The sequence below is a fragment of the Nitrospira sp. genome (assembly GCA_029194665.1).
Lineage (GTDB): Bacteria > Nitrospirota > Nitrospiria > Nitrospirales > Nitrospiraceae > Nitrospira_D.
On the sequence record JARFXO010000001.1, the window covers coordinates 1,123,670 to 1,143,966 of the forward strand.

Annotated in this window: 18 protein-coding genes; 5 read left to right on the forward strand and 13 right to left on the reverse strand. The window is 55.7% G+C overall.

What is annotated here, in order from left to right; translation table 11 throughout:
- Positions 1 to 102: 102 nt before the first annotated feature.
- Positions 103 to 4,812: a multicopper oxidase domain-containing protein gene (locus P0119_05360; protein MDF0665491.1), complete on the reverse strand. Its 4,710-nt coding sequence runs from the start codon at positions 4,810 to 4,812 to the stop codon at positions 103 to 105.
- Between the two features lie 385 nt (positions 4,813 to 5,197).
- On the opposite strand from P0119_05360, the gene P0119_05365 reads away from it, so the two are divergent.
- Positions 5,198 to 5,581, forward strand: a complete 384-nt coding sequence (locus P0119_05365; protein MDF0665492.1) for a hypothetical protein — start codon at positions 5,198 to 5,200, stop codon at positions 5,579 to 5,581.
- Between the two features lie 116 nt (positions 5,582 to 5,697).
- Here P0119_05365 and P0119_05370 read toward each other — a convergent pair whose 3' ends face one another.
- The 8 genes from P0119_05370 to P0119_05405 form a co-directional block, all read right to left on the reverse strand.
- The gene (locus tag P0119_05370; protein ID MDF0665493.1) at positions 5,698 to 6,039 is read right to left on the reverse strand and encodes a hypothetical protein; all 342 of its coding nucleotides are present in this window, start codon (positions 6,037 to 6,039) and stop codon (positions 5,698 to 5,700) included.
- Positions 6,040 to 6,303: 264 nt separating this feature from the next.
- Positions 6,304 to 6,810, reverse strand: coding sequence for a hypothetical protein (locus P0119_05375; GenBank protein MDF0665494.1), 507 nt, complete (start codon positions 6,808 to 6,810; stop codon positions 6,304 to 6,306).
- Positions 6,785 to 7,018: a hypothetical protein gene (locus P0119_05380; protein ID MDF0665495.1), complete on the reverse strand. Its 234-nt coding sequence runs from the start codon at positions 7,016 to 7,018 to the stop codon at positions 6,785 to 6,787. Before P0119_05380 ends, P0119_05375 begins: the two co-directional genes overlap by 26 nt.
- Positions 7,019 to 7,377: 359 nt before the next feature.
- Positions 7,378 to 8,766 carry a sigma-54 dependent transcriptional regulator gene (locus P0119_05385; protein ID MDF0665496.1) on the reverse strand — a complete coding sequence of 463 codons (1,389 nt, stop codon included), beginning with the start codon at positions 8,764 to 8,766 and terminating at the stop codon, positions 7,378 to 7,380.
- Between the two features lie 121 nt (positions 8,767 to 8,887).
- Positions 8,888 to 9,277 (reverse strand): response regulator, encoded by a 390-nt coding sequence (locus tag P0119_05390; GenBank protein ID MDF0665497.1) that lies wholly within the window; start codon positions 9,275 to 9,277, stop codon positions 8,888 to 8,890.
- Positions 9,278 to 9,485: 208 nt separating this feature from the next.
- Positions 9,486 to 10,997 carry a PAS domain S-box protein gene (locus P0119_05395; protein MDF0665498.1) on the reverse strand — a complete coding sequence of 504 codons (1,512 nt, stop codon included), beginning with the start codon at positions 10,995 to 10,997 and terminating at the stop codon, positions 9,486 to 9,488.
- A gap of 158 nt (positions 10,998 to 11,155) precedes the next feature.
- The gene (locus P0119_05400) at positions 11,156 to 12,535 is read right to left on the reverse strand and encodes a sigma-54 dependent transcriptional regulator (protein MDF0665499.1); all 1,380 of its coding nucleotides are present in this window, start codon (positions 12,533 to 12,535) and stop codon (positions 11,156 to 11,158) included.
- A 274-nt stretch (positions 12,536 to 12,809) separates the two neighbouring features.
- Positions 12,810 to 13,973 carry an ATP-binding protein gene (locus P0119_05405; GenBank protein ID MDF0665500.1) on the reverse strand — a complete coding sequence of 388 codons (1,164 nt, stop codon included), beginning with the start codon at positions 13,971 to 13,973 and terminating at the stop codon, positions 12,810 to 12,812.
- Positions 13,974 to 14,096: 123 nt separating this feature from the next.
- Here P0119_05405 and P0119_05410 point away from each other — a divergent pair, with 123 nt between their 5' ends.
- The 3 genes from P0119_05410 (at position 14,097) to P0119_05420 (ending at position 16,174) form a co-directional block, all read left to right on the forward strand.
- Positions 14,097 to 14,327 (forward strand): hypothetical protein, encoded by a 231-nt coding sequence (locus tag P0119_05410; protein MDF0665501.1) that lies wholly within the window; start codon positions 14,097 to 14,099, stop codon positions 14,325 to 14,327.
- Positions 14,328 to 14,427: 100 nt separating this feature from the next.
- Positions 14,428 to 15,417, forward strand: coding sequence for a hypothetical protein (locus P0119_05415; GenBank protein MDF0665502.1), 990 nt, complete (start codon positions 14,428 to 14,430; stop codon positions 15,415 to 15,417).
- Positions 15,418 to 15,931: 514 nt separating this feature from the next.
- Positions 15,932 to 16,174: a hypothetical protein gene (locus P0119_05420; protein ID MDF0665503.1), complete on the forward strand. Its 243-nt coding sequence runs from the start codon at positions 15,932 to 15,934 to the stop codon at positions 16,172 to 16,174.
- A 285-nt stretch (positions 16,175 to 16,459) separates the two neighbouring features.
- Here P0119_05420 and P0119_05425 read toward each other — a convergent pair whose 3' ends face one another.
- On the reverse strand, positions 16,460 to 16,978 hold the full coding sequence (locus P0119_05425; protein MDF0665504.1) for a type II toxin-antitoxin system VapC family toxin: 519 nt from the start codon (positions 16,976 to 16,978) through the stop codon (positions 16,460 to 16,462).
- A complete protein-coding gene (locus tag P0119_05430) occupies positions 16,975 to 17,217 on the reverse strand; it encodes a hypothetical protein (GenBank protein MDF0665505.1) in 243 nt (80 codons plus the stop codon). Before P0119_05430 ends, P0119_05425 begins: the two co-directional genes overlap by 4 nt.
- Positions 17,218 to 17,298: 81 nt before the next feature.
- Here P0119_05430 and P0119_05435 point away from each other — a divergent pair.
- Positions 17,299 to 18,091, forward strand: a protein-coding gene (locus P0119_05435) for an IS5 family transposase (protein ID MDF0665506.1) whose coding sequence is annotated in 2 segments (ribosomal slippage) — positions 17,299 to 17,588 and positions 17,587 to 18,091 — 795 coding nt in all. Because the reading frame shifts where the segments join, the coding sequence is not laid out codon by codon here.
- Between the two features lie 952 nt (positions 18,092 to 19,043).
- On the opposite strand, the gene P0119_05440 is transcribed toward P0119_05435, so the two are convergent.
- Both P0119_05440 and P0119_05445 read right to left on the reverse strand, forming a co-directional pair.
- A complete protein-coding gene (locus P0119_05440) occupies positions 19,044 to 19,517 on the reverse strand; it encodes a hypothetical protein (GenBank protein MDF0665507.1) in 474 nt (157 codons plus the stop codon).
- Positions 19,514 to 20,278 (reverse strand): TIGR04255 family protein, encoded by a 765-nt coding sequence (locus P0119_05445; GenBank protein ID MDF0665508.1) that lies wholly within the window; start codon positions 20,276 to 20,278, stop codon positions 19,514 to 19,516. The genes P0119_05440 and P0119_05445 overlap by 4 nt, the downstream gene beginning before the upstream one ends.
- Between the last annotated feature and the right edge of the window lie 19 nt (positions 20,279 to 20,297).

Below are 20,297 nucleotides of genomic sequence, written 5' to 3' on the forward strand. Positions count from 1 at the left end.
AATCAGATGGGTTCAAGACACTGTTCACGGCCGACAACGGAACGGGGGAACCCGACCCTCACCTGGCCTGGCTCCCCCGCCTGTTAGGTCTCCAATTGAGGCCTACTTAGCCTGCAGGGACACCGGTATGGACTGCGCAGGAGTCTGGTCTCCGGCCTGTTGGGTAGCCGGAACCTGACTGCCTAACGGTAGGATTGTGCGACTGTCACGACTCAGGACCCTCAGCATCCCCCAGTGACCGGCATCGAGATACCCGGGGCGTTGGTTGAGCCAGAGATAGTCGCCGGGAATTCCGTTCGGCCCTCCCGCTCCACCATTGAGCCAGGCGTTTATGACCTCGGACCCACCAAACTCCATGGTGCTCACGAGATCCGCTCCCGCCAAATAAGGCTCATGTTTCCATTCATGGCCCGAAACGCTAAAGAGCTGCACCTGCTCGCTGAAGGCACCTAGGACGTGAATGACGACCGGATCCCCGACGTGCGCCGCGATGGTCGGTGTCACCGGCTGATCGCCCGTTTTGACGCAGACGAACACTTCGCTATACGCACAGCCCTTCTCGGTCCGGTAATCGGTCGGCTCCGACCGATAGTTCACCGCCGTCACGCCGGCCACCTTTTGGATGTACGGCATGAAGCTGGTGCCGATTTGGTTATCTTCGTCCTGGAACAGCAGCGCGAACGACCGGTAGTTCTGCTTGGTTTCGTTCCCCGGCGCGTTGCGATCCACCAGCACATCGGCGCGCCATGAGCTCTTCTGCGCGAGGTCCTCGCCGCTGACCGGATCGCGATACTGCGATCCCCTCGGACCGATGATAATCGCTCCGAAGAGCCCGTTCCGCGGGTTCTCGATCACGTTACCCCAATCCTGGATCAGAGCCGCGTTTTCCCCAAATTCCGGATGGGCGTAGAACGTGTAGGTCCGGCTTTGTCCCGGTGCGACCGACTGATCGCCAGGGTTGTTACCGACGTTGATGCCCATCGACTCTTTCGGATCGTACGCCAGATTGTCCACGTGGAACCCGGCCCGCTCCCTGGCCATGTCGTTCTTGAGATTGACCTTGATGCAGTCGCCGACGTTGACATGGAGGGTCAACGGACTCGGCTCAAGACTTCCCGAAGCGACTTTCGTCTTCTCGCCTTCGAGCACATACATCTTGCCGGTTTCGTTCCCCAACACCATCTTTCGTTCAAGGTCCACCTCCATCACACCGGGCGTTCCTTTGTTGTAACGGATCCCCTTATCGATGGCGGAGACGTTGAAGCTTTTTATCGGAGCGTCGGCAGGACAGACTGATTTGGCAGGCTGTGGAATCTCGGTTCGGCCCGGCAGCGGCTGCAAGGTACCGTCGACCTTGTCCAAGATCCGGAAGAGTCCCCAACTGCCTTCCGCAAAATGCGACGCGCGACCGCTGTGGTACAGATAGTCGCCAGCCATCTGCTGCGGTCCGCCTGCGGCCGGAATGGCCGCGTCATACCGCTCCCCGATGACTACGTGCAGCGTGCTCCGTGGTATGGAGTTTTTGCTGTATCGTTCCATCGGGAACCAATGGCCGCTGATGTGCCAGGAATGGACTTCGTTCGCCGACCCTTCGAGCAACCGGACCACCACCGGATCACCCAGATAAGCTCTGAGCATCGGCGTTTCAGGATCTCCATGAATCCGGCTGTTGAACAGCTGTGACGGATCGGGATTGTTCGCCAACCGGACCGAAAGAGGCTCCACACGCATGTTGTACCCACTTCCGGTGGTCGCTTCACCGCCGCTCAGGAACTTCATCGGCGACACATTGAGCTTGGCCGGATACACCGCGGAGGGCGTCCCGTCCACAGAAATCGCACCGGCTTTCGCCTGAGGATTGTCGGTTGTGATCAATTCTGCAGCCCGAGGATTGGAATCCATGACATGCGTCACGATCTCGCGGAACGAGCCGGTGATATGCGCGGACACCGGTTCCGTGGTGTGAATATCGGCTATGGGTCCGCTACGGATTTCCTTGCCGGTCACTGGATCATGATAGGTGGACCGGGGCGGCTCAGCGATGAACGTCGCGAACTGCCCGTGGCCCCACGAGTCCAATCCGAACACATGGTCATGCCAGAAGGTGGTCCCGAAATCGGCATCCACATACCACCGTTCGCGGATCCATTCAACCGAGACGATCTCGCCCTTCTTATGGTGATACTTCAGCGGGCGCTCGAACGTGATGTGGTTGCCGTCGATCTTACTGATCCGAGCCGACTCAAACCGGCCCACTTCGTCCATTCCCACCCCGAGTTCAGTCTTCACGTGAAAGCGCGACGCATTCTTGACCGTGATGGTCGTCGTCCCCTTCGCCACGTCGGCTTCGATCGTCGTATTCATCGGCACCGGCATCCCCTTGCCGGGATGCTCATCCTTCAGGATCGTGAAGGGTCGCAACGACATCTCGTAGGAGAAACCGATGATCGGTCCGTCGGAGGCCTGCGTATCGAATTGGAACATATGCGGATGCAGGTTCGTCTTGCTCGAGAACCCTTGCCGCTGGTCGTCCTTGAGTTCGCTCTTATACACGACGTCGACGCAGTCCTGCACGCTGCCGCGGATCACCAACGGCATCTGCTTGGCTGGATTGTTTCGAACCTCGGCCTCCTCTTCATGCAGCACATAGAGCAATGCGTCCGGATCCACGATCGCCGGCGTCTTGGCCGTCGCCTTTTTCAGCGTGACCGGCAATGTGATCGCGTGGATGTTGAACTCCTTGAGGGGCGCCCCTTGCGGGCAGAGGCTCCAGGGCCCGTTCTCGCCCGGCTTGGCCGGCTCGGTCGAATTACTGCCGTCATCGCGACGATGGATCGGCTCCAACCAAGGTGCGCCGCTGTGGCTCGGCGAGAAAGGCACGCGCCGGCCGAGATGAGGCCGCAGCCACGGCCACGAGACTTTTCCGCTCCGAGGATCGAAGAGGATCTCCTGCCGCTTGCCCGGCGTCGCCGACTTATAGTTCACCCATTCGTACGCGGTTTCAGGCTCGGTCATCGCCTGAGTACCGTTCCAAGCCCAGTCGTTCACTGTGGAGTCGTAGGCCAGGGACTGCTCCTTCTCCGTGTTCTTGTGTCCCGGCTTGCCTTGCGGCGGCAATTGCATCTCCACCCAATCCTTCACGGACACCCTGGCCGGATTGGCCTTCCAATCGGTCTTATCTTTGGTGATTTCGAACTTCTTGCCGCCGTACCAGTCCACCGTCGTACCGACGAGCTTTTCGCTGCCGACTCCCATCTTCATGCGGCCGATTCGATCGGGCAATTCAACCAGCGGCTTCATCACGTCGGTCTGAAAGCCAGGCGCCTGCAGCGAGTTGTACACGCGCCAAAACCCCCACATGCCGGTCACATAGTGCTGAGGAATGTGGCAATGGAACACGAACTCCCCGGCTAAGGCCTGCAAGCCGCCGGACCCACCCTCGATCACCTGATCGTAGATCTCCGTCGGACCGATGGATTGCACATCGACACGATCCGAGGTGTCGCTGATGAGCGGAAACTTCACCGGTCCGTTCTTCGACGCAGCGAAGTCCAGATTGCTGTTTCCCGGCTGTCTGGCCCAGCGGATGGACCCGCCGTGCAGATGGTGGGAGTGGACGATTTCCGACCCGCCCGCCATCCGGAATTTGGCCGGATCGCCGAGATACGACCGAGGAATGGTCGTGGCCGGATCCCCGAACGTGTACGACCCGTAGCCCATGGACTCATCGGCATAGAAGCCCATGTGGGCTTGCAGTTCCAGGCGTGAGCCGTGCGGCTCGCTGCGATAGTTCAGCAGCCGCGCACCAGGACGGTACGAGTCGGTGTGAGGATCGCGCTGAGGCAACATTTCGCCCTTCTTGTTCAAGAGGCGGAAGGCTTCGTCTCCCGCCTCATGATAGAAGATTGCGAATTCGCGGAAATCCGCGCCGTTCGGATCTTCAATCATCGCTTCCCAGCCGCTGGGCATCGGCTTGCCGTCGAATGGACTCAAGTACCGGGAGCCGCGCGGCTCCACGACGAGCATGCCGATCAAGCCCTGATTGAACTGCTCGCGTGAGGCGTGTGAGCGGAAGAACCGCGCCCCTTCCTGCGTGTCGGGCCTGATGTACCATTCGAAGCTCTGCTGCTTGCCCGACGCCACAGTCGTGTCCGCGTTCGACGGCGTCGCCGGCTTGCCGCTGGACGACACGACCATCGACGAGCCATTGATGACAAGATTCGTCGCTTCATCCGGGATGTCATTGTGCAGGGTGAGTTTAAGACAATCTCCCTGGTTCGCGCGGATTACGAGCGGCTGGATGACATCACCTTGCAGGCCGTTCGATATCGCACCGGGGTCATTCTCTTTCTCACGCGCCTCCCTGTTGGCTGTTTCCTCTCCCCGCGCCTTCTCCACGTTTTCGGTCAACACGTACATATAACCGGGGAAATAATCGAGGAATCGGCTCAGGGTGATTTCGACGTTGATGGCTGAGACGTGATACTCTTTTACCGGCACATTGGCCGGGCAGCGCTGCCCGTTGTTCACCGCCACCTTGGACGGGTCTTCTGCTACCAGCAACACACCCTGTTGGAGCATGTGGCTGTTGGCGCCGCTCGTGTACCCGCCCTTCTCTCTGATGAATTCTTGCTGTCGCTTGACCTCGTCCATCATGCGGTCGTGCAGGATCGACCCGCCTTCACGATAGATGACCTTTTCCGACGACGCCTGTCCCGCATCTGCGTGATGATTGTGCCGCTCTGCCGCGAATCCTATCGGCGCGAAGGCGAGGCTACTCGCCAACGCCAGGCCTTGGAATCGCCGCATCATCTCGGCTCTCCTCCGTCTCCGACTCTGTTCAAACTGAGTGGACCTCATATCTCGGCCTCCTCTCCCTGGTATATTCGCCTCATCGGGCGGGTTGTTGATGTCTGCTCCTTGATAGGCATTTCACTCGTCCTCTTCATCATTTCATTATTGCTATTGGGATTAGGACCCGGCCTCCGAACCACTTCCGGCCTCTTATCTCGGGAGGATTAAGAGCTGGTGAAGGGTTCCTTCTTACGAAGGAATGGGTCATTCGGAGGCCGGTCCAAAATCACCCAAACCCTCACCAGCAACTTTTTCATAGGGCAAGCGTCGTGCCTTTCCACGGCAACAGGTCGCTCTGCCTCGATTCTTTTCGTTGTAACGCGGAGTTACAGAATGTTCGACTGTGGAGAAGGAATTATTTCAATTTGAGGAATTCTTCTACGGAATGAGACAACAACGGGAATTTCAATGTGTCTATGGAAAGAAATCAAAGCGTTATGCTGTCCAAGATCTTGGACGGTGTCTATCGGCAAAATGGGGCATGACGGGGCAAGATCGAAGCGTTAATAAGTTTGTGCAAGCGCGTCCGTCGGCTACTTTTCATGTTCGTGGCAGTGATTGTTTCTGTCGCGTCGGCAGCACGCATGGGGACGAGTTCGTCCCCATGATGCACGCCGCCTATCAGGGCAGGAAAAAGTATCATGTATCGGCCTACGGTCGTCACTACGCTATTGCAACGGCTATAGAACGACGATTGCCCTTCAGCATCCCTGAGGCCGTCTTGTGATTACAGTATCCTTAAAACCCAACGGCCGCATAGATACCGGCCGTCCAGAAATTGTTCACCGTGTTGGTTTGACCGGAGGCCAGGTGGAATCGGCTGTCGAGACCCAGCCACAACTCTTACCACACGCGAAACTCAGCACCCCCGCCGAACTGAACCCCGATATCCAAATAATTGATCTGACTCGATGTCGGGCTGATGACGTGGAAATCCAACCCGGCTGGAATAATCCAGGGCTGGAGATCGGTTCCCTGCCTGAACTTCACCTTGGGAGACACACTGGCGGTGAGCATGGTCATCTGCACCTTAGCTGGCCCCTCCAAATTAGCCAAACCCTCGGCGGCGCTGGAACTCCACCGCTTGAATTCCAATCCGATCTCGCCGACGAGCGCGACGCCCTCCGCCATGCCCCACAGATCTCTGGTGACCATAAGATCCGTTCCATCGCCCTCTTGGTGCATGGCGTCGCCACACAAACACACCATGCCGGACAAACCCGCCTCACCATCACCAGCCTGCACGCCAAGCAGTCAGCCATCCAAGCCGTGCTCACCAGCTTGGCGGGCTTTCTGCAAACCCGCAAAGCCACTGTGGAGCAGTGGACTGAGGCCGATCGTCAGCAGGCCCTCCGGCTTTGCCGACCTCAGAAGCTGCGCCGACCCGACACGTGGACTGCCGTTTGTAGGTTCATAGACGTAATGAGCCCCCAACCGTCGACTGACTGCTCACACCTTCACCTTTGTAAGGTGCAGGTTCGGACACCAGTCCACTTCCGCGTGGCGTGCCAGTTCCATGAGCTGAATCGGAACCGGACTGGCTGGTCGATCGTGCGATACTCCTACACATCTCGAACAAATAAACTGACAGTGAGACAGACAGGATCGATCAGGACAACCTCCGTCAGCACCTACTTTGGCCGACTGCTGAAGACAATAGGCGACCGCATTCGGCGCGCCGAGACTTTCCTGATAGCATCGGAGGGCGATGTAGAAGTTGATCCGGCTCGCGACGGGTCTATCTTCGAGCAGAATCTTAACGTGATGCAGGTCCCAGGCTTCCTCGAGCAATCGAGCAACGGTCTCGGCCGACTTTGGAAAATCATCGAAGAGGGCAACGTACAGCGCGCCTTCTTCATCAGCCTCTACGTCGTAGGTCGGCGCCATTCGGACCAGCCCGAGCAAAGCCGGAGCTTCGACCACCTGAGCCTCAGGAATGGCGATTGAGAGACGCACCGCCGGCTCCCGCGAGGAATTGTAATGTGGGATGATCCGACATCGCATCGGACCCCGATGTCATAGAGCCGCCGATCGATGCCCGCTCCGCCCTAGCCCGGTGTATCAAGGCGTCCGGCCCGAGGCAGGCGAAGGCGTCCTTCAGGTTCGAGAATGCGCGCTGAAACGGCCCCATTTTCTGATCGGTCACATATTGCAACGTGAGCACGATCCGTTCTTATCGAGGCCCGCGGGATTTGTCAGGCAGTGACGGTGAAACTTCCTCATGCCAAGCCCTGAGCCATTTGCAGAGGGTAAATCTGTTTCTCAGTCAAACAGCTCAACGACTGCTGTGTGAGATGAGCAAGGTTCGTGCGCGGGAATCAAGATCGAGCATTGGCATTGAGTGAAGCGGCAATCCTGAACATCTTCATCCGGTCAGGATCGTTTCTGCGGGCCAGAAAATCTAAGCATCTGGACAGTTCCGACATACAGGAGGGCCCTTGTTCAAGATTCCAATGGGTTGGACTATCTAGAGTCCTGGACAGTTACGACCGGGGAAAGAGGCGGAAAGGGGCAGACAAACGGCTATTCGATACTATAGGCACGGAGTTTGTTGTAGAGACTCGCTCGGCTGATTTTCAGCAACTTGGCTGCTTTCAATCGGTTTCCTGCAGTTTTTTGCAACGCGTCCACGATCCGAGAGCGCTCGGTCTGAGCCACAGCCCCGCGTGACGCGGACCGTAAACTTTCGCGTTCAGGAACGACGCCCCCTGAAACCAAGTCATCGCACACAAGCCATGGCCCGGCGGTCGTTACCACAGCCCGTTCGATGTAATGTTGCAATTGTCGGACATTGCCGGGCCAAGGAGCGTCACGCATAGCCCGCATCGTTTTTTCCGCAACCTGCCGCACCGCTTGGTGGTGTCGAGCGCAGGAAGCGGCGACGAAGTGCTGGACTAACAGCGGGATGTCTTCCCGCCTCTCCCGAAGCGCCGGCAAAGAAAGCGGCAGCACGGCCAGTCGATAGTAAAGATCCTGCCGAAACGTCTTGGCCACCACCAGTTCAGCCAGATCCTTGTTCGAGGCAGAGATGACACGTGCGTGAATCTTGATTGTTCGCGTTCCGCCGACCGGTTTGATCTCGCCCTCTTGCAGAACACGGAGCAGCTTCGCCTGAAAGGTCGGCGTGGTATCGGCGATCTCATCAAGAAAGATTGTTCCTCTTTCAGCCTCCTCGAACAGGCCGCGCTTGTTTGCCACCGCCCCGGTGAAGGCTCCTTTGACATGCCCAAACAGTTCGCTTTCGAGCAACGTCTCGGGCAACGAACCGCAATCAATCACGACAAATGGTCGATCCCTCCGGTTGCTGAGCCCATGAATCGTTTTCGCCAGGAGTTCTTTTCCCGTTCCGCTCTCCCCTTGAACGAGAACGGCCGCCGAACTGTCCGCCACCAGGCTGGTCATGTCGAAAAGCTGCTGCATGGCCGGACTCCGGCCGATCAGGCCACCCAGCGATTCTCGCACGGCAGAGGGGGGGTGTTCCGTTTCCGCAGGCATCACCTCTCGCGTCGTCGGAGCCGGCTCCTTCTTAAACAGCACCAGCATGGAGCCGACCTCGCCTCGACTCGAAGCTAAGGGAAACGCCTGCCTCATCCCGCAGGCCGTGCCGTCTCCTCCACTCGAACAGGACACGCACTCCACCCCAGGCGCCTCAAACACCTTTATGGCCGGACAAGTCCCGCAAGGGTCCGTCCGGTGCGCAAACGCTTCGTAGCACTTGGCGTGAGACCGGTTACTTTTTGCAGCTTGGTCCGCTGACCACGCCGCGTCGTTCGCGTACACGACGTTGAACGATCGGTCCATGACCGCCACACGATCGGACAGTCCCTGTGCTAATTGCTTAATCGCTTCGACTCGTGCGGTAATGACGGGATCGACCGACAAAGGTTCTGCGGGGATTTGTGCATCGGACACGATGAGCTCGCTCCCCAACATGAAGAGCTTACGGAAGGTGGTTGATGGTCTATGCCATGAAAACGAAGGTCACGGCCGAAACCATCGGCGTTTCTTCATTTCCGCCATACGTCATATGCCATCAACTCTCAGCTCCCTGCTTGTGGTCGAGCAATTGTTGCACACAGTTCTTGAGGTCTGCAATGCGGACCGGCTTGTCGAAGTAGGCGCTCGCACCAGCTTTCACTACCTGCGCTTTCAGGGTCGCGTCGCCGAACGCGGTGATGACGACAATGGGACACTTGGGCGCTACTGTCCGGAGCCGGCTGATGTAGTCATCTCCTCCCGCCGGCATGCGCAGGTCGGTAAGGATCAGATCCGGTTCGGATTGCAGGACCGCCACAAATGCTTCGTCTCCATTCCTCGCTTCGCGCAGCTGGTACCCCATTCCGCAAAATTCATCGCACAGCAAGTTGCGCATCTCTCGGTCGTCCTCGACGATCAGGACCCTGGCTGTTGTTCTGTTTTCCACCAACGCCATCCTCTTTCCCCTCCCTTACGCGACTCCATCAGCATACATATTATGAGGCTTCAAGCAAAGAAGATGCCGATTAGCGGGCACCCAAGATGCCCATGAATTCAAGATATTCTGATGATGGCGAATTTGGACAAACCTACAGTGGTGATAAACACCACGATCGGAAAGAGGCTGGCCGGTGCAAGATGCTACAGTGCTCTGACTATTGGCTCATCGGCAGCAGGACGGTAAAGAGGGTTCCGCTCCTTTCCTTGCTCTCTACAGCAATGGAACCTTGGTGTTCTTCAATGATCCCTTTCACCACGGTCAACCCCAGGCCGGTTCCTTTCCCGAACTCCTTCGTGGTAAAGAAGGGATCGTAGATCCTCCTGATGACCTCCGACGGAATTCCGTGACCGGTATCAGCGATCGTGAGTTTCACCATCGCTTGCTCCGGCTCCAAACCGACTCGAAGCGTGCCTCCTTCCGGCATCGCATGGAGGGCGTTCATGATGAGGTTGATCAGGACTTGGCTTATCTGGTCCGCGTCGGCCAACACCATGGGGCAAGGGTCGACCATTTCCATGTCGACCCGAATCTGATTCGTTGCGAGACGCTCCTGAAACATCTCGATGCTGTCCTCGATCACTTTTTTGAGGTCAAGCGGAACGCGCAGCGGAGCTTTGCGACGAGCAAACGAGAGCAGTTGATTCATCACCCGCGTAATCCGCTCAACCTGCGTGATGATCGTCTGAAGGCCTCTTTTGATCGGCTCCTCCGTCACACGATCCATCAGATATTCAGCTCGACCAAGAATCACGTTCATCGGCGTCCCGATTTCGTGCGCCATGCCGGACGCCAGCGTCCCAAGTTCAGCGACCCGCTCAGTCCTCCGCAATTGTTCTTGAAGCCGTTTCCTCTCGCTGACATCTCGGAGCATGATCAAAATTGCCGGTCCCTCTTCGTCGACAAATCGAGCTCCACTGACTTCTACATGCGCAGTCCTTCCGTCGAGCGTTTCGATTTTCTCCTCAAGGATGAGCCCTTGTGCCCCTTCTTCAAACAGTTCGTCGATCCGCTGTCGAACGATGTCATGGTCATCGGCATGGAACAGGTCCATGGGCGACTTATCGAGGATCTCCTCTGCCTTCACTGCCCCGAACAACTTGATCGCCTGGTCATTAGCAAAGATGATCCGGTTGCCCCGATTCACGAGGATCGCATAGGGTGAGATGGCAATCAGACGCCGGTAACGTTCTTCGCTTTGGCGCAGCAAGCGTTCAGCACGCCTACGTTCGGTGATGTCTCGGAGAATGACGGTATAGTATGTTTGTCCCTCTACGACGATATGCGAAATAGCGGCCTCAATCGGAAACTCTTCACCATCGGCTCGCAGCCCCGACACGGAGCCTAAGCGACCCATTTTCCGACTCGTGACACCGGAGTGCCCGAAATCCTGAACTTGGTGATGGTGTGCTTCGCGGAAGCTGGCGGGCAAGAATCGATCGAGCGGCTTGCCGATGGCATCCTCGATAGAACAACCGAACATCCGTTCGGCAGCTCGGTTGAACAACACCACTCGTTGGTCCTCATTGACGGTGATAATCGCGTCCATCGCAGATTCAACGATGCCTTCCAGCCTAAGTTGGCTGACGAGGAGCTGTTGCTCCGCCTTTTGACGGTCGCCTCTAGCGTCACCTGTATCTGAGGTCGATTGCGCCTCGTGTCTCCCCATCACGGGTTCCTCAATAGCAGGCTACGGTCATCCTGTGATTGCCTGTGCTTCGGCAGGCTTGTCTCGCGCCATGCGTACTCGTCCAGCGCATGGTGCGTTCGGCGTCACCGGTCACTGTTGTTGTGCGATCTCGCTTTTCCATGACCGAAAGACGCGCGTCATTCCTCCGGATGAGGCTTGCCCTCGATTTCGGCGAGTTTACGATACAGGGTCTTGCGGTCGATGCCAAGGGCGTGAGCGGCCTGATATTTATTCCCCCCGGTCTTTTCGAGAATCTTCTTAATGTACTCTTTCTCGAGCTCATGCAACGGCAGAGTTTGCTCGGATGCTTCGTCCAGTACACGCCGGTCGCCACGGGCTCCTTGCACCGCCGAGGGCAGATCATCCGGAGAAATCTTCTCCCCCCGGCTGAGCGTCACAGCCCGTTCGACGACATTCTCCAGTTCTCGCACGTTACCGGGCCAGGTATAGTCCATCAACATCGCGAGGGCGGCCTCACTGACACCCTTGACCTCCTTTCCTCGCGCCTCTCCGCACTTCTTGAGAAAGGCCTCTACCAGGAGCGGAATATCCTCACGTCGCTCCCGGAGCGGCGGCAACTTCAGCTCGATCACATTGAGTCGATAATAGAGGTCCTCGCGGAATCGCTTGGTCCTCACTTCTTCACTGAGGTTCAGGTTGGTGGCCGCGATGATGCGCACATCCACCGAGATGGGCTTGGTCGCACCCACCCGTCGGATTTCTTTTTCCTGAATCGCACGAAGAATTTTCGCCTGAAGCATGAGCGGGAGCTCACTGATCTCATCCAGAAACAACGTGCCTTTCTGTGCTTCTTCGAACAATCCCCGCTTGTCCATCTTCGCGTCGGTAAAGGCGCCTCTCATATGCCCGAACAGCTCGCTTTCCAGGAGCTGCTCCGGAATCGCCGCACAGTTAACCGGGATAAAGGGAGCATCCTTTCTGTCACTATTGTAGTGGATCGCTTTGGCGACCAGTTCTTTCCCGGTGCCGCTTTCTCCTGTGATGAGCACGTTGGTCGGACTATCGGCCACGCGCCGGATTAAATCGAACACCGCCTGGATCGCCTTGCTCTTCCCCAGGATATGGTGGAAGCTGTATTCCTTTCGGACTTCTCTCCTGAGCCGGCTGACTTCCCGCCGTAAGGCCGCTTCCCTCATCACCCGTTCGACGACCCGGATTAGTTCGTCTTTCTTGATCGGCTTGGTAAGGTAGTCGCTCGCCCCGTGTTTCATGGCTTCGACCGCTGTTTCCACCGACCCAAACGCGGTCATGAGGATCACGTTGATATCGGGATGGTCTCGTTTGATATGAGTCAGCAACTCAAGTCCTTGCATGCCTTTCATGCGAAGATCCGTAAGGACGACTGCATGGTCTGTTTCGGTCAATCGTTTCAGAGCTTCATCACCGCTTCCGGCCATCGTGACCTGATGACCTCGGTCTTTCAGCATGTCCTGGGCCAATTCCCGCATGTCGGCGTCGTCATCGACGACGAGGATCGCGCGCCATTCTTCAGTCATGCAGCACCTATGAACCCTGAAAGAGGATAAGTGTGTCTTGAAGTGAGCTTTGGCTTATTGTCCCAGATTGCCACGGCCCGCCTCGTAGGTTGACGAATTATGCCCCATCTGAGGTCAGTTCGGCATCCTTACACCGAACGCAGGCAAGGGTAGCGCCAGAAAAAGTGGAAGTCCCAAATACCGGAAGTACTGAACCGGCAGCCGGATAAAAGAGTCGAGTTGCTGAAGCCGCTAAATGGCTTATTCCTTGCCGACTGAAGTCAATGGCCTCGCCCTAGACGGAGGATAATGGAAGGGTGAAGCTGAATGAGGATCCATTCCCCGGAATTGATGTCACCCAAATGCCTCCCTCATGGGCTTCAACGATCCATTTGGCTATAAAAAGCCCAAGGCCAAGCCCTTGACGGTCGGCCACATTGAGTTGAGAGAACCTTTCGAAAATTCGGGCCTGTTCCTCCGCTGAGATCCCCGGTCCGTTGTCGGTTACCGAGACTTCAACGAAAGTCTCTCGTTTGCGCACAGACAGATCAATGGCGCCTCCCCTGGGTGTAAACTTCAGTGAATTTCCGATCAGGTTTGACAGCACTTGAAGAATTCTATCGTGATCGATGTCGACGAATAGAGGCTCAACCCCTGCCTCAATCCTCATGGAAAGCCCCTGATTTGACGCGAGTGGGGTGAAGAGTTCACGACATTCTCGTAACAGAGATCGAAGGTCGACCCTTGCAAGGTGGAGCGTCAGTTTGCCCTGTGCCATTCGCTCTACATCAAGCAAATCGCTTATCATTCGACCCATGGCGTCTGCGCTGTGTTGGATTCGTCCAAGGTGTTCTAGAAGACTACCGGTCTCGCCTTTGGAAAGGCTTTTTCGCATCAAACGCGCGCTGATCCCGATAGCGGCGAGGAGGTTCTTTAAATCGTGACTGACTATGGAGAGAAAGTGTTCCCTCGTAATAAGCTCGCTATCCTCGTGGATTCGCTCATCGAGGAGATGGCTGTCGGTTTGTTGACGTTCATGTTCGAGGAGTGCGCCGACGAGTAATTGCTTTTGAGCGCCTTCCTCTGCGCGAATACGATCCACGGCTTGTCGCTCAGCCGCTTGTAATTCGTCGAATCGTTCTCGCTCCTCAGACAAGAGTTCATCATCTATCTGTGACAGGAGAGTATCGGCGCTTGCACGGAAGTGTGCTTTGTCGTCGTCCAGGGCCTCACGTTGACTTTCTTTAGCCTGATCAGCGGCATGCCGAATCGAATGGACTTTCTCGCGAGTCTTTTCTTCGACCGTTTGAAATGGGTGTGTCAAATATTCATCCGTCTTGTCACGTTCCTCCTCTAAACTCCGGTCGGTCTTCTCTCGCAGCTCCTCAGTGGATGTTGTTCCCGTAAACTCCATGGATCGACGTTTCTCCTCTTGATGCTCGGGCAATGGCGGGATCATATCCTTACGAGGAGGTTAGGATGAACTTCAGCCTGCTTGAAAACACAGCATACTAGGTGCCGTTGTTCCAACATGTCAACAATGCGAATTGCGCCTCTTTCTACTCACCTGTAGACTGAACACATGGGGTCTCCCCAAACCTCAACAGATACGTGGTGGCTCCGCGGCGTCATCGCGCGATCAGTCGGCATCGTTGCGGTTGCCCTTGGGTTTGTCCTCGGCATGTACGGGCTCGATCACCCTGCCTCAGCCTGGCTTCCGACGGCGCTTGGGTTACTCGTGACCGGGATGGTGGCCCAAGGCTATGGCCTATACTGCTCGATCAAACGGATGCGGCAATTGAACTCCCGATAAGGTTTCCCTCGGCTCGCGTGGTCCATGGCTGTAGAGGTTACGAGGAGCCCGACATACATAGATATGGCTTGCCTAGGTATTATTGAAAGGAGGCACAGAGATGTACGTCGGACCGTTGATGTGGGTGCTCCTGCTTTTCCTCTCCTCTGGCTGCGCGATTGGACAAGTCCCGCTTGTTCATCCCGAAGCTGTCGAACGACGATGCGGGCCGGTCTCACTGGTTCAACGAGTGACCGATCAACATTTATTTCGCCTTCCTGCCGACAGAGCAATCCTGCCCGGCGATCCCGATGTGTTGGCTGGGCGATTCTCTCCGCAATCTCAGAGTATCGCCGAGCGCATTGGCGTGAAACACCTTCTTGTGCGAGCGGCGGTGCTCGAGGGTAATACGGATCGAGATGTAGCCACAGCCGTCGAACGCCTCCACGTGCAACAACAGATCTCGAATCGCATTGCGCTGGCGTTACTCGATGTTGCCAGGACCGCGGCGGAAGCGGATTGCGAAGAAAAACGAGCCGATCAGCTCGCCGAAGTGTTGGGAGAAGAGCGCGACAAACACATTCGACGACTACTCCTCATCTCTATCGTGGGTGATGCCATGATCGGCATCGTCGCGGGAGGCTTGAATCTGGCGGTGATGGAAACGGCCGCGGCGGCCGCTGAGATATTCGGCGGAGCTGTGGCCACCTGGTTTGGCGTCGCATCCCTTTCCTTATCCGACGAAGCACGCCATGACTTCCGACATCGACGTAACCTCTTGCAGGAGGTGTGGACTGGGCCGAAGGAATCCGCCCTGATTCCTCCCTCGGTCTGGCGGCACATGACCCGTCCGCTCCCCGAGGATCCTGAGAACTACTCCTTGCGCGAATCGCTCATCAGGCGCTGGCGGCAAGACGGTCGTCTGGGGGAGGCAGGTTCGGAACCGGAACAGCGGCGCATTGACCTCTACTTCGGCGAGGGTGGCTCTTATAGCATTGGAGACCTTCGAGACCGAGCCGCGATGCTGGAACTCCTCAAAACAGATGTCAATCTCATGAGTCAAGATCTCGAACGACTCATGGAAGAAATTCTTTCACAAGGTCCTGCATGAGGGTAAAACCATTGTTTGTTCGTTCGTCTGGATGTGCCACGGACCGCTACCACATGGCTCATGGTGCTTCTGAACCAGTACTAACCGGGCTTGGTGAGTGATCCTGACCGGTTGAAACTGCTGAGCCAGCTGGGACTCGACCCCAGGGCCCTCGCCTTAAAAGATCAAAGATAGGTCTCAGGAAGCCCGGCGGTCGCAATGGTTTCCCCCGATCAGCTATCAGCAGGCTGAGGAAAAACTCCATTTGTGCGCTTCGATTAGGTTCAGCACGAACGGAAAAGCTCAGTATATTCAATCATCGCTCCGTTCGTCCTGAGGCTCTCGAAGGATGAACGGAGGATTTCTCCGCAGCCTGTCAGGTGCTCAACTGTATCATCATGAAACACTGGCAGCAGTGCTACCCCTACTCAATAGCTTTCCTTGTTGTTTATTCTTCCTCTCTATGTCATATAGTGCAACCCTTAGATCAATCATACTTATGTATTCAAGTGGAGAGCAAACGAGGGAGGACGTTATGATCAAAGTCCAGAGTCAGTTCGTCCAGCAGACGTTGGGGGCGCTCGCGCTCGTCCTATTTCTCGGTGCACTGGCGATGATCTGGCCCACCATCATTGCCCTATTACTCGGCGCACTACTGCTTCTCCAATCTTGCGGTGCCGAACAGGAGATTACGGTGCTGTCGTGGACCGAGGTCGGTAATTGGCCGATCGTGTTGGCCTCTCTTCGGCGACCCGGTCTTCCGGCGATTCTTTCGTGATGAGTTCGAGCGGCGTCTTCGGCTACCGAAAGCATTTCGCTAGAACAGGATGGGCTCCGGAGTGATCCTGAACGGCAACACGCACCTACGGTTTGCCTGGCATCGGTAGGGATAAGACGGTCGGAAGCATCCCTCGATCACGCTTCGATCAAGATGGCTCGCCGTACCCGTGGTGCCCCAGCCTTGCGGGCTTGCCACAGGTCATAAGCGGCCTGCTGGGCCACCCACACATCGGCACGGCCTCCGTGTTTCGCGCCAAGCCATCTTTGCGAGTCGTCTGGTTGCTCATTGTGTCAGGGGTACTGGCACATCCGAGGGGACATAGATTTTCAATTCCGTCAGAGCGAGGAAGCCTCGATCCGAGGTAATCAGGGCGTCAGCTCCGATCCGCAGCGTGATGGCCGCGATGAGAGAGTCGTTCATCGGCAGTCCGTAGCGTTCCTGAAGTTCCAGCGCTTTTCCCATCAAGTCCGGCTCATGGCACGGTTCGAATCCCAATCCGAGCGTCACCAATGCTTTCACCTTGTCTCGATACATCGTCAGGTTTTTTACAATATTGGGTTTGCCTGACAACTGACGGGCCGGGTTGGTTCCACGCACATGACCAAGCAAGGTGGCCTCGATGATCATCAAGCGGTGGATCGTTTCCTGCCAGACCGGTTGGGGGAGCACACCCGACAGGTCACGGTCCTCAATGCGACGGAGAAGACGCTGGGCTTGCAGCGATGTTCCTTGTTCCGCATAGATCAAGATGTTCGTATCCAGCACGCACAAGCTTCCGCTCGGGATATCGTCGAGGTTCATAGCTCCCACATGTCCTCTTCAAGCACGTGGCGAAGCTGCTCCGGAGTCAGCTTCATCGGTCGCTCGCAAAATACGTGGTACGCCATCCGCCTCTCACTCGGTGCGGCCGCGTCCTTACGGAGATATTGGACCAGCGCATCCTGTATCAGATGGCTGATGGAGCGTCCCTCCTCCGCAGCCTTGCGCTTGGCCAACTTCATGATCGCTTCTTCTATTTGAGTGCCGATTTTCTGTTTCATGGCCTTAGAGCCTGTTTATAATCTTTCACTACATATGCAGTATGTCTGATTGTCCATTCACCTCACGGAGGGTCATCAGACATGCGTGCCACGTATCCCAGCGATATCAGTCGGAAGCAATTTTCTGTGATCGTGCCGATTCTTGAGCACGCCCGCAAGAAAACCCGCCCCCGTGAAGTGGATTTATATGAGGTCTTCTGCGGGGTGCTCTATGTGCTGAAGAGTGGGTGTCAGTGGCGGATGCTGCCCTCGGATTTTCCGGCGTGGGAGGTGTGCTACTCGTATTTCCGCCAGTGGAAAGACAAGGCCACGCCGGAACACGACAGCCTCCTGGAAGAGGCCTTAAAAAAATGTGGTTGGCGTGGTCAGACAACGCAGTGGTCGGACCGAACAAACCAGCTTCCTCATCGTTGATGCGCAGAGCGTCAAGAACACGGATACCGCCGAAGAGAAGGGCTACGATGGAGGGAAGCAGGTGTCAGGCATCAAGCGCCATCTCGCCGTGGATACGCAAGGCCTGCCGCATGCGATTCACATCACGACCGCCAACGTCACCGACCGAGCCGGAGCGCTGGCCGCATTCGGCCTCCATAAACCCCGCCTCTCCGAGGTCAAGAAGGTGCTGGCCGATGGGGGCTATACGGGCGAGACATTTGCCGAGCGTGTCCAGGAAATTCTTGGCTGTTCCGTTGAAATCGCCAAACGCAGTGCACTTCATACCTTTGCCGTCATCCCGAAGCGCTGGGTGGTGGAACGCTCCTTCGCGTGGTTGGAAAAATGCCGCAGACTCTGGAAAAACTGCGAACGCAAACTCGCCACCAGCCTCAATATGGTCGTCCTGGCGTTCCTCATCATCGGCCTGAAAAGATTATAAACAGGCTCTTACTCCCTTGCCCCAAGCACCAGCCGTGGCGTGAGCATCTCCAGACGCTGAGACCGCCATGCCGGTACAGCGATTGATTCGATCCGTCTGACGCGCCGTGTAATTTTCAAACACAATCTAGGCTACTCTAGAAGTCTAGAAGTGTCAGGACGCACGATTCGTCAATGGGTTCGAGGCCGTGGATGTCGGAAGAAGCACTGGTGGGATTTATCCGTGCGCCGTTATTATGAGGCGCACGGCGCGAGCAAGCTTGATGTGGTGAGCCGGCTGGGACTCGATCCCAGTCCTCGCCTTAAAAGTTCGAAAGAACGGCTTTTGACAAGTGCTCGCTATTGCACCGGTTTCCCCATTATTCGTTGCAATATTGACAGATTAGCGCATTCCATTGATTCTATGCGGTCCCGCCTCTTTCCTTCCATTCCTGAGGGACTTGGTTGCTGTTTGTTGTGTGTCCACCGAGATTAACGGATATTGTATTGTCGAATGGCTATCCCGGTTCATGAACCCCTTTGCTGAGACAGTTTGGAATGACTAGGGGAACTCTAGGGCGGGTTCTGGCGAGCGGATAGCTTGCGACTCAGCTGCTAAGATCTGTGCGATCGATTGCTGCTTTTCTTTCTCCGGTGGCCATCCGACAATGTTGGCATGACGCGAGCGACGGTCCGTATCGGCATTGAAGCTGAGCTTTTGGTCGTAAACGAGACCTGCATTCAGATCGAAGCGTCCCAACAGTGGTCGGTTCCTGACACGAGCGACTTTTTCTAGTCCAAGACTCCATATTTCAGAATCTGGCAACCCTGAAACGCGGAAAACAGACCTAGCCCCATCCGAAGCCGGCATAAAAGCACTGTGGCGCACCGTACCATTGGCTCTAATATCTCTCTTCTCAAGTTGATACTTGCAAACGGTTTCAAGGCGTGAAACAACGGGGTCAAGTTCGAGGTTAGGAGAGGACCCGGCGAATATTCTCGACAATAGACGAAGGAATCGCTTCAGATATGAACTCAGTTCCATATGTTTTTTGCCCTCTTCCAAATAGGCCAGCGTAAGTGATAACGCCCTTTCCGGAGAATCCGACTAAGAAAGAGCAATAGTTACTAACAAACCATTCCAAAGCGAGATCTCCATTGGGCTCAATAATTACTTCTGGAATTGGGAGAGTGGATGGAAGCTTTCTGAGAAAATCGATTGTTTCTTTGCAAGTGAGTTCGGAAATTGGTGCAATCTCTCCGCCTTGTCGGGATTCAGCATAGGCGTCCATCACAGAATCTATTGCTTCTTTCCTTTTTTGTCTGCTGGCTGGGAGTTCAAAATCCTTGAAAGTTGTTGGAAGAAAATTCAGAACAGCATCCTGGCTGCTCGGACCGGCATATCCCAGGAGATTAACCAGTGGATAATGAAATGCTGCTGTAGTCATTCGAGTAGCCCCGCTGTAGTCTCAGTAATGCTTTCGAAAAAGACCCGGTTCTTGATAGCTCGCAACGTATCTATCCTATCCCATGCCATTCTATCCCAAGAATCCGTCCGGTTTTCAAACAATTTCTCCATGAAAACATCTATATCAATCACAACCGGAACCAGTGTTGGCTTGACTCCCGGCTGGAATGACTGAGTAATGATGATCATGACCTGGTTCTTTTCGTCTGGAATAGCCATCCTGGTAAGAAAACTTGAGTATGCTTGTGGAAGTGCGTTTGGAATTACCGGAGCTGCTGTTAAATAGTCGTCGAAATCGATCAGAGGTCCAGGAAGTTCAACTTGATTAATGAAACGAGTAGCAATGCGAGTTATCGCTTCGGGTTTCATTGATTCCCGATAGACTTGCCACGCGGCATAGGCACCTTTTCGGAGGGCTTCCCAGTTATCATATGGCTTGAGACAGCTAAAGGTGAAGCTATCCAGCTTTGCTTGGATGACGCGTTTGCCATCTTTGCTGTCATATCGGTAACCAACATGACTCGATATAGTTTCCTGTCGGGAAGGAGGGCCAACCTCAAAGAGCATTTGCACAGCTCGCAGCTCTTTTTCTTCTGGAAATTGCCCTGGCAATTGTTCCTGTATTGCAAGGGTAAAACGCTTAATAAGAGCTGGGTCTTGCTTGTCTGTAGGGAGCTTAACTCGAATATCAATAACTGCCTCTGTTATTGGAGCCTTTGTAAGATGACGCTCTCTGGCCATGGTAGGAGCGCATTATACA

Bases quoted from the DNA above. Each gene is read 5' to 3' on its own strand.
- P0119_05360 (MDF0665491.1), bottom strand. From the start codon at position 4,812: ATGATGCGGCGATTCCAAGGCCTGGCGTTGGCGAGTAGCCTCGCCTTC.
- P0119_05370 (MDF0665493.1), bottom strand. From the start codon at position 6,039: ATGCACCAAGAGGGCGATGGAACGGATCTTATGGTCACCAGAGATCTG.
- P0119_05395 (MDF0665498.1), bottom strand. From the start codon at position 10,997: ATGGGGAGACACGAGGCGCAATCGACCTCAGATACAGGTGACGCTAGA.
- P0119_05400 (MDF0665499.1), bottom strand. From the start codon at position 12,535: ATGACTGAAGAATGGCGCGCGATCCTCGTCGTCGATGACGACGCCGAC.
- P0119_05405 (MDF0665500.1), bottom strand. From the start codon at position 13,973: ATGATCCCGCCATTGCCCGAGCATCAAGAGGAGAAACGTCGATCCATG.
- P0119_05410 (MDF0665501.1), top strand. From the start codon at position 14,097: ATGGGGTCTCCCCAAACCTCAACAGATACGTGGTGGCTCCGCGGCGTC.
- P0119_05415 (MDF0665502.1), top strand. From the start codon at position 14,428: ATGTACGTCGGACCGTTGATGTGGGTGCTCCTGCTTTTCCTCTCCTCT.
- P0119_05420 (MDF0665503.1), top strand. From the start codon at position 15,932: ATGATCAAAGTCCAGAGTCAGTTCGTCCAGCAGACGTTGGGGGCGCTC.
- P0119_05425 (MDF0665504.1), bottom strand. From the start codon at position 16,978: ATGAACCTCGACGATATCCCGAGCGGAAGCTTGTGCGTGCTGGATACG.
- P0119_05430 (MDF0665505.1), bottom strand. From the start codon at position 17,217: ATGAAACAGAAAATCGGCACTCAAATAGAAGAAGCGATCATGAAGTTG.
- P0119_05440 (MDF0665507.1), bottom strand. From the start codon at position 19,517: ATGACTACAGCAGCATTTCATTATCCACTGGTTAATCTCCTGGGATAT.
- P0119_05445 (MDF0665508.1), bottom strand. From the start codon at position 20,278: ATGGCCAGAGAGCGTCATCTTACAAAGGCTCCAATAACAGAGGCAGTT.